Genomic DNA, 12,212 nt, shown 5'->3' with positions numbered 1-12,212 from the left:
CGACTACCAGAACGTCAAGGGCGACTACGTCAACGCCTTCTGGAACATCGTCAACTGGGCCGACGTCGCCGACCGCTTCGCCAAGGCACGCACCCAGACGGCCGGACTCATCGTCCCCGCCTGATCCACGAGATCGCTCCGCCGGAGCATCCCTTCGACGCCGCGCTCGGTCTTCCGGGCGCGGCGTCGCTGTATTTCCGACCCGTTTCACCACCCCATCGACCAAGCGCTCGCTAGGTATGGTTGAGCTATGACGGACATCACAATCGAGACCATCGCGTCGGGCCTGGCGTTTCCCGAGTGCCCACGCTGGCGGGAGGGCCGCCTGTGGTTCTCCGACATCTACCGCGGCGTCGTCCTGCGCCTCGACCCGGCGACCGGCGACCTCGAGCAGGTCGTCGAGGTGCCGGGAGAGCCCGCCGGCCTGGGGTTCCTGCCCGACGGCCGCCTGCTGGTCGCGTCCGTGCAGGAACGCAGGATCTACGCCGTCGACGACGCCGGCACGCTGACCCCGCACGCGGACCTCCACGCCATCGCGTCGTGGCACCTCAACGACATGGCGGTCGACGGCACGACCGGACGCGCGTACATCGGCAACTACGGCGACGACAGCGCGCCTCCGGCACCCCCGTTCCCCGCCGATCTGGCGATGGTCGAACCCGACGGCACCGCGCACGTCGTGGCGGAGCAGATGCTGTTCGCCAACGGGATGGCGATCACGCCGGACGGCGCGACGCTGATCGTCGCGGAGACACGGGCGACGCCCGGACGGCTGTCGGCGTTCACGATCGAGACCGACGGCAGCCTGGTGAACCGCCGGGTGCTCGTCGAGTTCGACGACCCGCACGTGATGCCGGACGGCATCGCGCTCGACGCCGAGGGCGGGGTGTGGGTGGCGTCCCCGTTCAGCCAGGAGGTGATCCGGGTGAGCGTGGGCGGCGAGATCACCGCGCGGATCGCGGTGCCGCATCCGTACGCGGTCGCGCTCGGCGGCGCCGACGGCCGGGACCTGTTCGTGTGCACCGCCGACACGTGGGTCCCGGAGGAGGCGCTCCGCATCGGCGGCGGGGCGATCCGACGGCTGCGGGTGGCGGTTCCGGGCCCGGGATTCTGATCCGACCGATCGCCCCGCTGGCACTCGGGTCCCCTTGTGTGCCAGCAGCGCCGAGGCGCATGCTCGAGGTACCCAACGAGGTGTGAACGACGTGTCAGCCGGGCGGGCTCCGACCATCGGAGCCCGCCCGGTTGCTCCCGCCCCGTGGGTCCGGGAGGCCGGAGAATCGAGGCCGAGATGAACGAGCACGAATACGTCGGCGTCGCGCCCTTCCACGCGAAGGGCGACCTGCGCGGCTTCGTGATCTCGGGGCGCTGGCCCGAGACCACGCGGGAGTGGGCGCAGTTGCTCGCGCTCGCGGTCCGCGTCGCGTCCCTGCCGGGCCTGCTGGCCACGTCCACGGTGTTCGGCGCGCGGGAAGAACTGCCCGACGATCCCGAGCCCGGAACGGTCGGCCTCATCGTCGCGGAGGGACCGGTGCTCGGCGAACGAGCGATCACCCCCGGCCGGTTCGCGGCCCATCAGCCCCCGGCGTTGCTGATGCTGCACCCGCCCACCGAGACGGTCCCGTCGCTGCCCGAGTGCCTCGGCGCGGCATCGGGCTGCATCCTGCTGCCCGGCCTTCCGCATCTCGGGCTCGAGCACCGGGCGGCGTGGGTCGAGGCCGAAGCGGACGGCACTGTGACATCGATGATTTCGCGTGTGGGAATCGATCCGATCAGCGATCCCGACACCGCGGTTCTGGCGATGCTGCTCGCCGCGTGACAGGATTCGGAAGAGAAAAGTTCGGGATTCCAAACTTATTGTGGCCTTTGCGCTTTCACCGATCCGGGGTTATCGTTGCCTCAGCGAAGGGGAGTAGCCCCCAATCGCTGGGTCGACATACTGGCCGGCACCCCGTAGTGCCCGCCCGGCCCAGCGAACCGGTTCTGCACCGGTGGGCGAGACCTTCGGCCGCGAACACATCCGTCGTGTTCGGGGCCGGAGGAAGGTTTCCCGACATCCTCCGAGAACGAGAAGTCCGGAGGAGGTCCGAAGAACGTGCTGGCCGCGATCCTGTTGAGTTTCGGCGTCATCTTCGTCGCCGAGTTGGGCGACAAGTCCCAGCTCATGGCGATGACCTTCGCGCTGCGGTACCGCTGGTGGGTCGTCATCGGCGGCATCACCGCCGCGACGACGGTCGTCCACCTGGTGTCCGTCGGCGTCGGCCACTTCCTGGGCGCGGCGCTGCCCACCACCGCGATCTCGATCGTCGGTGGCATCGCGTTCGTCATCTTCGGTCTGTGGACGCTGCGCGGCGACAGCCTCTCCGACGAGGAGGAACAGAAGGCCCGCAAGGTCACCGGGTCGGCGTTCCTGGCGGTCGCGTCGGCGTTCTTCCTCGCCGAACTGGGCGACAAGACGATGCTCGCCACCGTCACCCTCGCCGCCGACAACGACTGGGTGGGCGTGTGGATCGGTTCGACGATCGGCATGGTGGCGGCGGACGCCCTCGCGATCGTCGTCGGCGCGCTGCTGGGCAAGCACCTGCCCGAGAACTTCGTCAAGATCGGCGCCGCGGTGCTGTTCTTCGCGTTCGGCGCCTGGCTCGTGCTCGAGGGCGTGTTCCCGGACAGCCCGGCCGGCCCGATCGCCGCCGGTGCGATCGTCGCGGTCTCCGCGGCCGGCGCCGCTGTCCGCCGGCTGACGAGGGGTGCGCGCCGCACCCCCGCCGCGCCGGAACCGGCCGACACGCCCCGCGCTTCCTAGACTGGCCACATGGATCAGACGCAGACCGAACTGCTTGCACCCCTCGGTGATCTCGCGGCCTTCGCGGGACGGTGGGTCGGCGGCGGCGCCGGCCACTACCCCACCATCGACGACTTCACGTACGACGAGGAGATCGAGCTCGCACCGAGCGGAAAGCCGTTCCTGTTCTACCGGTCCCGCACCCGTAAGCCCGGCGGCGGGCAGCCGATGCACACCGAGACCGGATACCTGCGGCTGGCGGACGGCGTCGTCGAACTGCTGGTGACGCAGCCGACCGGGTTCGTCGAGATCCACCGCGCCGGACTGGCCGACGGCGTCCTCGACTTCACGCAGCACACCCTCGGGTCGTCGCCCGCGGCCAAGCCGGTCCACGGGATCCGCCGCCGCTTCGAGCTGTCGGACGGCGGCAGCGCGCTCGGCTACGACATGTGGATGTCGTTCGACGACGTCCCGATGACGCACCACCTGCGCGCCGACCTGCGCCGCGCGAACTGATCGCGCCTCAGAAGTCCCAGTCCTCGTCCTCGGTCGGCTTCTGCTTGCCGATGACGTAGGCGCTGCCGGCCCCGGAGAAGAAGTCGTGGTTCTCCCCCGCCCCGGGGTCGAGCGACGACAGGACCGCGGGGTCGACCTCGCAGTCGGCGGCCGGGAACAGCGGCTCGTAGCCGAGGTTGGCCAGTGCCCGGTTGGCGTTGAACCTCATGTAGGACAACACCTCCGGGGTCCACCCGACGTCGTCGTACAGGTCGGCGGCGTACCGGACCTCGTTGTCGTACAACGTCTGCAGCAGCTCGTAGGTGTAGTCGCGGTGCGCGGCCCGCGCCCCGATGTCGAGGTGGTCGAGCGCCCGCCGGCACTTGTAGCCGATGTAGTACCCGTGGACCGCCTCGTCGCGGATGATCAGCCGGATGAGGTCGGCGGTGTTGGTGAGTTTGCCGCGGCCGGCCCAGCGCATCGGCAGGAAGAAGCCGCTGTAGAACAGGAACGACTCGAGCATCACCGACGCGGCCTTGCGCTTGAGGGCGTCGTCGCCGCGGTAGTAGTCGACGACGATCTGCGCCTTCCGTTGCAGGTGCGGGTTGCGCTCCGACCAGTCGAACGCGGCGTCGATCTCCCGCGTCGAGCACAGCGTCGAGAAGATCGAGCTGTAGCTCCTGGCGTGCACCGACTCCATGAACGCCATGTTGGTCAGCACGGCCTCCTCCTGCGGGGTGACGGCGTCGGCGATCATCGCGACGGCACCCACCGTGGCCTGCGCGGTGTCGAGCAGGGTCAGGCCCGCGAACACCCGGATGGTGAGCTGCCGTTCGGCGTCGGTGAGCGTCTCCCACGACGGCAGGTCGTTCGACAGCGCGATCCGCTCCGGCAGCCAGAAGTTGCCGGTGAGCCGGTCCCACACCTTGGCGTCCTCGGGATCGGGCACCCGGTTCCAGTTGATCGCGCGTAGTCGCATGGTCACGCTCGCTCCCGTCACGTGCGCGGCGTGTGTAACCCCATTATCCGTGCCGCTGCGCACTACAGGGCCCCGCAGAGTCCGCGTTCCCCGTCCCCGAATGCTCGCGCCGACAGTCGTCGAGCGTCCCACACACCGGACGCCTCGGGACAAACTTCACTCAATCGCTTGATTGGTTGCCGGAACGGCCGTAGGGTCTCACTTCAAACAACCCGGGCGGTGATGGTTCGAGTTTCGTTCGGGCTCAATGTTTCTGATTGCGCGGTGCGCTCACCGCTCGGGAGATTGGACGATCATGGACGCCCTCGACTACGCCGACACCACCCGCGGACCGTCCGCCACGGACAAGCTGCACTATCACGAGGCCGGCGAAGGTCACCCCCTCGTGCTGCTGCACGGATCCGGCCCCGGGGTGTCCGGCTGGTCGAACTTTTCGAAGAACCTGCCGGTCTTCGCGCGCAACTTCCGCACCATCGTCGTCGACATGCCGGGATTCGGCGCGAGCCCGGACCTGGAGTACGACCGGCCGTACCCCGAGGTCGCCGCGGAGTCGATCGTCACGCTCCTCGACGACCTCGGCATCGAGAAGGCGCACCTGCTCGGCAATTCCATGGGCGGGTGGGTCGCGCTCGAGACGGCGGCACTCGCGCCCGAGCGCGTCGAACGGATGGCCCTGATGGGCCCGGGCGGCCTGTACGCGCCGCTGCTCGGACCGATGATGAGCGAGGGCGCCCGGCGCCTGAACGCGTTCCTCGTCGATCCCACCCGCGAGGCGCTCGAGGCGTGGGTCGACTCGATGGTCTACGACCCGGCCACCATCACGCCGCAGTTGCTCGACGAACGCTGGAACAACGCCACCGCACCCCGGGCGATCGAGCGGATGCGCGCGGTCATGGCGTCGCTCGCACTGCCCGGCAAGGCGCCGCTGTGGGCGCGCACCGACCAGATTCCGCACCGGACGCTGGTCACGTGGGGCCGCGACGACCGCATGCTGCCGCCGGACGGCGCCCTGTTCGCGCTGCGTCGCATGCCCAAGGCGGATCTGCACATTCTCGGCGAGTGCGGTCACTGGGCCCAGGTCGAGCGCAAGCACGACTTCGAGTCGCTCGTCACCGACTTCCTGACCCGCTGACGGCGGAACCGTCCGACGGATCCGACGTTCGACGCCGACGAAAGGAGCTTTCCCCCATGCAGTTCCGACACGACGCCATCGATGCCGTCCTGGCCGTCGGTGACCAGGTACGCGCCCTCGAGGCCGAATGCGTCGAGCGGCGCAGGCTGGCCGACGGCACCGCGAAGATCCTGCGCGACGCGGGCATCATGCGGCTCATCCAGCCGAAGCGGTACGGCGGGTTCGAGGCGAATCCGGGTGTCTTCAACGCGGCGATGTACGAGATCGCGCGGCTGTCGAGTTCCGCGGGCTGGGTCACCGGCGTCGTCGGCGTTCACTCGTGGCACCTGGGCCTGTATCCGGACCGGGCGCAGAAGGACGTGTGGGGCGACAACCCCGACGCGTGGATCAGCTCGTCGTACAGCCCGGCCGGCACCGCCCGGATCGTCCCCGGCGGTTACGAACTGACCGGACGGTGGGGTTTCTCGTCGGGCAGCGACCACTGCGACTGGGTCTTCGTCGGCGCGATGGTCGCCGACGAGGACGGCCGCCGCACCGGGCAGCACGTCCACCTGCTGCTTCCCCGCGCCGACTACACGATCGACGACGTGTGGTTCACGTCCGGGCTGTCCGGCACCGGCAGCAACGACATCGTCGTCGAGGGCGCGTTCGTGCCCGAGCACCGCGTCCACGACGTCGCAGAGCTGTACTCGGAGCGGTACCCGGGCAACGAGGTGAACACCGCCGGACTCTTCCGCCTGCCGTGGTACACGCTGTTCGTCAATGCCGTCGTGGTGCCGCTGGTCGGCATGTCGCGCCGGGTGCTCGAGGAGGCCGTGGGAATCCACAAGTCCCGCTTGGCAGTCGACGCGACCAAGTTGCCGCACCCGGCGACACTGGCACGCCTGACCGAGGCCGACTTCGAGATCGACACCGCGTACCGCATCCTGCAGGCCGACCTCGCCGACGCCTTCGCCGCCGTCGAACGCGGTGACACGGTGTCCATGGCGATCCGCCAGCGCACCAAGCGCGACCACATCGCGGCCGTCGGCCTGGCTGTCTCGGCCGCGGACAAGGCGTACCAGGTGGGCGGGCCCCGCTCGATCTCGACGTCGAGTGCGTTGCAGGCGGTCTGGCGGGACGTCCACGCCGGCCAGCATCACGCAATCAACCTGCCGGACAAGGTGAATCACGAGTACGGCCAGTACCTGCTCACCGGAGATCCCGGCACCCTCTACTGACCCGAGGAGTACGCAATGCCTGTTCTCTCGCTGGGATACCTGCGCCTGAACGTCGAGTCGGCGGAGCAGTGGAAGCCCTTCGTCGGCGACTTCGTGGGCATGATGCCCGTCGAGGGCCCGCTGCCGGGCGCGCTGCACTACCGCATGGACGAGTACCCGCCCCGGTTGGTGGTCACCGAATCCGTGACGCCCGGACTGGAGGCGGTCGGCTTCGAGGTCCTCAACCGCTCCGACCTGCGCGACCTCGTGGCCCGCGTCGAGGCCGCGGGCATCGAGACGCACGCCGGCACGGCCGAGGAGTGTGCACTGCGTCAGGTCACCGGGTTCGCTGCGTTCTACGACCCGTCGGGCAACCGGGTGGAGCTGTTCTACGGGCCGGTGCTGAGCCACCGGCCGGTGGAACTGCCGCACGTGTCCGGGTTCGTGACGGGTGACCAGGGCATGGGGCACGTCATCCTGAACGTCGTCGACACCGAGGCCGCGTACGAGTTCTACGTGGGAGTGCTCGGATTCGCCGAACGCAACTCGCTCGAGCTACCCGGCGGCACCAGCTACTTCCTGGGCTGCAACGCGCGCCAGCACACGCTCGGGCTCAATCCGGCCGAGGCTCCGGCACTGCTCCACTTCATGGTGGAGACCGCCGAAATCGACGACGTGGGCAAGGCACTCGATCGTGCGCACGACCTCGACATCCCGATGATGCAGTCGCTGGGGAAGCACACCAACGACCGGATGCTCTCGTTCTACATCTACTCCCCCGAGGGCCACGCCACCGAGATCGGTTGGGGTGGAGAGCGAATCGAGACAGCTTCCCCGACCTACCGGATCACCGAGGGCGCGGTGTGGGGTCATCGCTACACGCCGCCGCCGGTCGGCGCGAAGGGTCTCCCGCTCTGACGGGCGAGCTACCGAGCAAGCGCTTCATCGGTAAGTGGGCAGTTTGCCCGCTGCTAGCCTCGGGTAGTACACGATCGAATCGAAAACCTGGACAAGAGGAGTGAGCCGTGGCGTCAGCGGGTCGACGCGAGGTGATCCTGGCCGAATCGGCCCGACTGTTCTCCGATCGTGGCATCGCGGCGACGACCATCCGCGAGATCGGCGACGCGGTCGGCCTCAACTCGGGGACGCTCTACCACTACTTCAGTTCCAAGGACGCGATCGTCTCCGAGATCCTCGTGAGCTTCCTGACCGACCTGGTGGAGCGCTACGACGCGGTCGTCGCCGAACCCGAGACGGCCCGGGCACGTCTCGGGCACATCGTCCGCGTCTCGCTCGAGGTCGCCGACCGGCACCCGTACGCGACGGAGATCTACCAGAACGAGTTCGCGAATCTGAGCGCACTGCCCCGCTACACCGAGATCGCCGCCGCGGTCGAGTCCTCCCACGACGCCTGGTACAACGTCGTCGAGGACGGCGTCCGTGGCGGCGAATTCAATTCGGGTGTAGATATCTTCGAATTCCAGCGCATGATGCGCGAGTGCGTGTTCATGTCGGTGCGCTGGCATCGCAAGACCCTGGCGCAGGACGTCGATTCCCTCACCCAGACGCTCACGACCGTGTTCCTCAACGGATTCGTGCCGGCCCCGCAGCCCGGGACCGCCTCGCCCCCGCCCACGACCGGTCGCCGCCGCGCCGCGAAGAAGACCGCGGCCACGCCGGCGCAGCCGCGGGGGTCCTCGAAGTCCACGGACACCGCGGAGTCCGCGGAGTCCTCGGGCGACATCCGCGCGGAACTCGATTCGCTGCGCACCGAACTGCGCGCGATCCGCGAGGCCATCGCCGAACGGCCCGACGCCGGCTGATCCGCGGGGCCCGAACCCCTCCCCAAGCGCGCTCGCGGCTCCTACACTCCGGGAATGGCCGACAACACCCGCATCCATGCCTTCCGTGACGACGCCCTCGGTGACCTCGACGCCACCGGCGTGGCCGCGCGCATCGCGGCCGGCGAGGTGTCGGCGCGGGAGGCGGTCGAGGCCGCGATCGAGCGCGCCGAGGCCGTGCAAGGCGCCCTGAACGGGATCCAGACGAGCGACTTCGAGCGGGCCCTGCAGCAGGCCGAGAATCCGCGCGGCGGCGTCTTCTCCGGGGTGCCGACGATCGTCAAGGACAACGTCGACGTCGCGGGCCTGCCCACCGGCCAGGGCAGCGCGGCGTTCGAACCCGCCCCGGCCCGCCGGCACAGCGCCGTCGTCGAGCAGTTCCTGTCCACCGGGGCGGTGTCGATCGGCAAGAGCCGGCTGCCGGAGTTCGGGTTCAGCGCCACCACCGAGTACGCCGACGCCGACCCCGTCCGGAACCCGTGGAACCCGGAGCACTCGTCGGGCGCTTCGTCGGGCGGCTCGGCCGCACTGGTCGCCGCGGGGGTGCTGCCGTTCGCCCACGCCAACGACGGCGGCGGATCCATCCGCATCCCTGCCGCCGCCTGCGGACTCGTCGGCCTCAAACCGACGCGCGGCCGCACGGTCCCGGACGCGACCGACAAGACCATGCCGATCCGCATCATCAGCCAAGGTGCGGTCACCCGGTCGGTGCGCGACAGCGCCCGGTTCTACGCCGCCGCCGAACGCTACTACCGCAACCCGAAGTTCCCGCCGATCCGGCTGGTCGAGGGGCCCGCGTCGACGCGCCTGCGGATCGGCGTGATCGTGGACTCGGTGACCGGGGTGCCCACCGACGGCGAGACGCGCGACTCGGTGCGGTCCACCGCCGACCTGCTCGACAAGCTCGGCCACCACGTCGAGGAGGCGGCGCTGCCGGTCGGCGAAGAGTTCATGCACGACTTCAAGCTGTACTGGGGCTTCCTGTCGTTCGCGCTCCTCACCGGCGGCAAGCGGATGTTCGGGCCCACCTTCGACCCGGCGAGGACCGACAACCTCAGCCGCGGACTCGACGCCATGTACCGCAAGCACATGATCGAGACCCCGCGCATGCTCTACCGGATGCAGCGGACCGCGCGCACCTACGCGCGGATGTTCCAGAAGTACGACGTCGTCCTGTCCCCGGTCCTCAGTCACACCACACCGAAGCTCGGATACCTCTCCCCCGCACAGGATTTCGACACCCTGTTCGATCGCCTGGTGACCTACGCGGCGTTCACCCCGCTCAACAACGCCTCCGGCGGGCCGGCGATCTCGCTGCCCCTGCACCAGACCTCGACGGGCCTGCCGCTGGCGTCGCACTTCTCGGCAGCACACGGCGACGAGCGCACCCTCCTCGAGCTGGCCTTCGAGCTCGAGGCCGCCAAGCCGTGGGCGCGGATCCAGGATCCGGCCTGAGAACGAATCGCCGGTGGCGGATAGCCTTTCACAGGTGATCAGCGATGCGGACATCACCGCCGACCTGCACGACAAGGTGCGCGCCATCCCGTACCCCGGACGGTGGCTGAGTCCGCCGTTCGACGGCGACAACGCGGCCGTGATCGCCCGCGACGCGGGGCTGTCGGAACTGCGCGTCGACCGCCGGACCGGTCGAGTCGACGGCGTGGATCTGCAGACGGGTGCCGCGCAGGTGATCGCGCCGTCGCTGCGCGAGTTCGGTGCGCTCGCGGCGGCGTACTCCTCGGCGTTCCGGTGCACGCGCGGGGCCACCGACCGGGAACTGCGTCGCGCCGAGGAGACGCTGCTGAGCGCGGTCCGCGCGGTGTCCCCGGACCTGGCCGCCGAGGGGTCGTTCTGGGCCTTCGCCGCGGAAGAACTCGGCAGCGGGGTGATCGGTGACCACGACGCGCCCGATCCGGTCACGGTGGGGTCGGCCGGCGGCCCGACCGTCGTCATCGCGATGCCGATGCTGCGGCTGCGGCAGGCGCTCGCCGAGGAGGGCCTCAGCCTCCTCGCCTACCGCGGTCTGGTGTCGTACTGCGCCCTCTCCGGCGACCTGAGCACCACCCTGGCGAACACGGCCCGCCCCGGCGCGCAGGCGTCGGGGCCCGCGCAGGTGTTGGTCGTCGACGGGCAGACGCGGCTCACCGCCCACGACCTCGGCTTTCCGACGCTGCGGATGTTGGTCCTGCTCGCCCCGGCGACCGTGCCCCCGGACCTCCTCGAGGTGTCCGCGGCACTGGAGGTGGTCACCGTCGACGGGCCCGGACGGTTTGCGCGGATCGCCGACCTCGTCGCCCGGCGCGACTGACGATCCGCGGACGCCGGCGCCGTCGGGCCCTCAGTTCCCGTCCGCCGCGGCCAGGAGCACGACGATGTCGCGCTGCCCGCGGTTCTGCGCGTTCTGCAGCGCCGTGAGGCCCCGCGCGTCGCGGATCGTCGGGTCGGCACCGGCGTCGAGCAACTGTGTGACGGTGTCGACGTACCGGGCCGAGCCGTCGCCGTAGACGACCGCCTCGAGCAGCGCCGTCCAGCCGGGGTGGTTGACGTGGTTCACCGGGACACCCGCCCGGATCAGGATCCGCACCGTCTCGACGTGCCCGTGCTCGGATGCCGGGATCAGCGCGGTGCCGCCGAACCTGTTGGTGCTCTTCACGTCCGCGCCGTGCGCGAGCGTCGCGAGCAGGATCTCGTCCAGGCCCTCCGCCCCCGCGTACAGGAACGCCGAATCCTGCATGTCGTCCTTGGCGTTCACGTCGGCACCGGCGTCGATCAGGGCGGTGGCGGCGGTGGCGGCGTTCGCCTTGGTCGCCGCGACGAGCGGTGTCCGGCCGTCGGCGTCGCGGGCCTCGAGGTCGGCGCCGCGCGCGATCGCGTCCCGCACCCCGGCCGCATCGTTCGTTCGCGCGGCCTCGAACAACCGGTGCTCGAGTTCCGGGGTCGACTGCGGGGCCGGCGCGCCCGACGGCTCCGCGGAGGTGGCCGGTGCGTCGACCGAAGTCGTTGGCACAGACGGTGTCTCGACGGCGTCACCGGTGCCGCAGGCCGCCGCCGTCAGCGCGACGGCGGCCAGCAGGACAGGCATCCTCACTGCAGGCTTCCGGCGATCTCCGCGAGACCCGCCGCGGCGCAGGCCTGGTCGGCGTTGCCGTCGGGCGCGCCGCCGACACCGATGCCCGCGATGGACGCGTTGCCGACCTTGACGCTCACGCCGCCGGGCAGGAACAGCGTGCCGGGCAGGTCGGCGATCGTCGGGCCGTCGCCTTTCGCGCGGCCGGCGAGATCGCTGGTGTTCGCCCCGAACGCGGCGGCCGTGTAGCCCTTGGCGCGCGACGCCTCGACGGTGTGCTCGGCCGCGTTGTCACCGCGGAGCATCGCCTGCACGTTGCCGAACCGGTCCACGACGGACACGGTGACGAACCCGAGGCCGTCGGCCTGGCACTTGGCGAGCGCGGCCTGCGCGGCGCGACCGGCGGTCGACACCGACAGGCGGTTGGCCGTGACGGTGCCCTTCTCGGCGTCGCCGGGCTTCTGCGACGACACCGCGGCGGGGGCCACCTCGGTGGTCGTCGCGGCGGCCGCGGCGTCCTCGGTGGATCCGCACGCGGTCGCGGCGAGCAGGGCGACGGCGGGGATGGTGATCGCGAGGACGCGGGGCAGGCGGCGGGTGACGGTCATGGTGGGCCTTTCGGGGCGAGGTGGGGAATCGAACGATTCGAGCCTCGCCCCGCGACGGGGTCGGCGGCATCGGCCGCGCGGCCACCACCGGATCATCCGAATGGCCGAT

Annotated in this window: 14 protein-coding genes; 11 read left to right on the top strand and 3 right to left on the bottom strand. The window is 70.2% G+C overall.

Annotated elements, in window-relative coordinates:
• The 5 genes from EGT67_RS20750 to EGT67_RS20730 form a co-directional block, all read left to right on the top strand.
• On the top strand, positions 1-124 hold a 124-nt coding region (locus EGT67_RS20750; RefSeq protein ID WP_277750165.1), incomplete at its 5' end, for a Fe-Mn family superoxide dismutase.
• A 126-nt stretch (positions 125-250) separates the two neighbouring features.
• Positions 251-1,114, top strand: a complete 864-nt coding sequence (locus EGT67_RS20745; protein ID WP_127917976.1) for an SMP-30/gluconolactonase/LRE family protein — start codon at positions 251-253, stop codon at positions 1,112-1,114.
• Between the two features lie 177 nt (positions 1,115-1,291).
• Positions 1,292-1,819, top strand: a complete 528-nt coding sequence (locus EGT67_RS20740) for a peptidase (RefSeq protein ID WP_127917975.1) — start codon at positions 1,292-1,294, stop codon at positions 1,817-1,819.
• A 276-nt stretch (positions 1,820-2,095) separates the two neighbouring features.
• Positions 2,096-2,803 carry a TMEM165/GDT1 family protein gene (locus EGT67_RS20735; RefSeq protein ID WP_127917974.1) on the top strand — a complete coding sequence of 236 codons (708 nt, stop codon included), beginning with the start codon at positions 2,096-2,098 and terminating at the stop codon, positions 2,801-2,803.
• A 9-nt stretch (positions 2,804-2,812) separates the two neighbouring features.
• Entirely contained in the window at positions 2,813-3,298 is a 486-nt protein-coding gene (locus EGT67_RS20730; RefSeq protein ID WP_127917973.1) for a heme-binding beta-barrel domain-containing protein, read from the top strand.
• Positions 3,299-3,305: 7 nt separating this feature from the next.
• Here EGT67_RS20730 and nrdF read toward each other — a convergent pair whose 3' ends face one another.
• Positions 3,306-4,256 (bottom strand): class 1b ribonucleoside-diphosphate reductase subunit beta, encoded by a 951-nt coding sequence (gene nrdF, locus EGT67_RS20725; protein ID WP_421958152.1) that lies wholly within the window; start codon positions 4,254-4,256, stop codon positions 3,306-3,308.
• A gap of 295 nt (positions 4,257-4,551) precedes the next feature.
• Here nrdF and EGT67_RS20720 point away from each other — a divergent pair, with 295 nt between their 5' ends.
• The 6 genes from EGT67_RS20720 (at position 4,552) to EGT67_RS20695 (ending at position 10,736) form a co-directional block, all read left to right on the top strand.
• The gene (locus EGT67_RS20720; RefSeq protein ID WP_127917971.1) at positions 4,552-5,388 is read left to right on the top strand and encodes an alpha/beta fold hydrolase; all 837 of its coding nucleotides are present in this window, start codon (positions 4,552-4,554) and stop codon (positions 5,386-5,388) included.
• Positions 5,389-5,444: 56 nt separating this feature from the next.
• Positions 5,445-6,608 (top strand): acyl-CoA dehydrogenase family protein, encoded by a 1,164-nt coding sequence (locus EGT67_RS20715; RefSeq protein WP_127917970.1) that lies wholly within the window; start codon positions 5,445-5,447, stop codon positions 6,606-6,608.
• A gap of 15 nt (positions 6,609-6,623) precedes the next feature.
• Complete coding sequence (locus tag EGT67_RS20710; RefSeq protein WP_127917969.1) at positions 6,624-7,505, top strand: VOC family protein; 882 nt, start codon at positions 6,624-6,626, stop codon at positions 7,503-7,505.
• 107 nt (positions 7,506-7,612) lie between these two features.
• On the top strand, positions 7,613-8,410 hold the full coding sequence (locus tag EGT67_RS20705) for a TetR/AcrR family transcriptional regulator (protein ID WP_127917968.1): 798 nt from the start codon (positions 7,613-7,615) through the stop codon (positions 8,408-8,410).
• A gap of 54 nt (positions 8,411-8,464) precedes the next feature.
• Entirely contained in the window at positions 8,465-9,883 is a 1,419-nt protein-coding gene (locus EGT67_RS20700; protein ID WP_127917967.1) for an amidase, read from the top strand.
• A 34-nt stretch (positions 9,884-9,917) separates the two neighbouring features.
• Positions 9,918-10,736 (top strand): hypothetical protein, encoded by an 819-nt coding sequence (locus tag EGT67_RS20695; RefSeq protein ID WP_127917966.1) that lies wholly within the window; start codon positions 9,918-9,920, stop codon positions 10,734-10,736.
• Between the two features lie 30 nt (positions 10,737-10,766).
• Here the strand turns inward: EGT67_RS20695 and EGT67_RS20690 are convergent, their stop codons facing one another.
• Both EGT67_RS20690 and EGT67_RS20685 read right to left on the bottom strand, forming a co-directional pair.
• A complete protein-coding gene (locus EGT67_RS20690) occupies positions 10,767-11,516 on the bottom strand; it encodes an ankyrin repeat domain-containing protein (protein ID WP_127917965.1) in 750 nt (249 codons plus the stop codon).
• Complete coding sequence (locus tag EGT67_RS20685; RefSeq protein WP_127917964.1) at positions 11,513-12,103, bottom strand: GlcG/HbpS family heme-binding protein; 591 nt, start codon at positions 12,101-12,103, stop codon at positions 11,513-11,515. The genes EGT67_RS20690 and EGT67_RS20685 overlap by 4 nt, the downstream gene beginning before the upstream one ends.
• Positions 12,104-12,212 lie beyond the last annotated feature (109 nt).

Origin of the sequence: Prescottella agglutinans (assembly GCF_004011865.1) — a bacterium.
Lineage (GTDB): Bacteria > Actinomycetota > Actinomycetes > Mycobacteriales > Mycobacteriaceae > Prescottella > Prescottella agglutinans.
This window is presented reverse-complemented; position numbering and strand designations above follow the sequence as displayed.

Coding starts and splice junctions, on each gene's coding strand:
- EGT67_RS20710 (WP_127917969.1), top strand. CDS start 6,624: ATGCCTGTTCTCTCGCTGGGATACCTGCGCCTGAACGTCGAGTCGGCG.
- EGT67_RS20745 (WP_127917976.1), top strand. CDS start 251: ATGACGGACATCACAATCGAGACCATCGCGTCGGGCCTGGCGTTTCCC.
- EGT67_RS20685 (WP_127917964.1), bottom strand. CDS start 12,103: ATGACCGTCACCCGCCGCCTGCCCCGCGTCCTCGCGATCACCATCCCC.
- EGT67_RS20720 (WP_127917971.1), top strand. CDS start 4,552: ATGGACGCCCTCGACTACGCCGACACCACCCGCGGACCGTCCGCCACG.
- EGT67_RS20700 (WP_127917967.1), top strand. CDS start 8,465: ATGGCCGACAACACCCGCATCCATGCCTTCCGTGACGACGCCCTCGGT.
- nrdF (WP_421958152.1), bottom strand. CDS start 4,256: ATGCGACTACGCGCGATCAACTGGAACCGGGTGCCCGATCCCGAGGAC.
- EGT67_RS20730 (WP_127917973.1), top strand. CDS start 2,813: ATGGATCAGACGCAGACCGAACTGCTTGCACCCCTCGGTGATCTCGCG.
- EGT67_RS20740 (WP_127917975.1), top strand. CDS start 1,292: ATGAACGAGCACGAATACGTCGGCGTCGCGCCCTTCCACGCGAAGGGC.
- EGT67_RS20715 (WP_127917970.1), top strand. CDS start 5,445: ATGCAGTTCCGACACGACGCCATCGATGCCGTCCTGGCCGTCGGTGAC.